Origin of the sequence: Streptococcus cristatus (assembly GCF_003943505.1) — a bacterium.
Taxonomy (GTDB): Bacteria; Bacillota; Bacilli; order Lactobacillales; family Streptococcaceae; genus Streptococcus; species Streptococcus cristatus_E.
Window position 1 is genome coordinate 1 of sequence record NZ_RJPS01000096.1, and the last position, 617, is coordinate 617.

1 pseudogene is annotated in these 617 nt (G+C 30.6%); it reads left to right on the plus strand.

The window, feature by feature from the left end:
* Positions 1 to 71: 71 nt before the first annotated feature.
* Positions 72 to 617: pseudogene (locus tag D8792_RS11190) on the plus strand (hypothetical protein); the annotation flags it as partial.

Sequence of the window (617 nt, forward strand, 5' to 3'; positions counted from 1 at the left end):
GTATAGAACATCAAAAAGCAAAAAAGACTTCATCATCATCTCAATGGAAACAAAGTTATTTAATGAAACAGATGAAACAAGAAATCAAGGGAATGGGTGTAAATGAGATGGGAAATATCTTTATTTGGAGTGGTTTCAAATATTATCTTCGTCAGCCTACTGATAGTTACATTATTTATAGCCCAATCAAATATTGGAAAGAAATTCATCTCATTGATAAAAAGTTTGAAAGTGGATTTGCTTTCAACCGAAGACATTTTCACACTAAAATTGATGCGTTAGTTTCTTGTATTCTTTGGTCAAATGTAGATGAAAAATTAGATAATATTACCCTTGAAGCATTCAATATAGCCAATAACGAAATCTTACAAGAAGAAGATTTAACCATCAATCGTATTTATACGAAATATAGTAATGTGTATTACGACAAACGGAAATTTAGTGACGATAAATTATCTGATTTTGTATTGGGGTTAAATGGAGCAAAATTAGTAGGCACGAATAAAATTACTTCTCAGACAATTATAAATAACAATCTAATTGGCTATTTGCGAGCTTCTGGAGTGAATTTTGACAATCCTGACTTGGCTTCTTCTCTACTAGTTGCTAGTCTATAT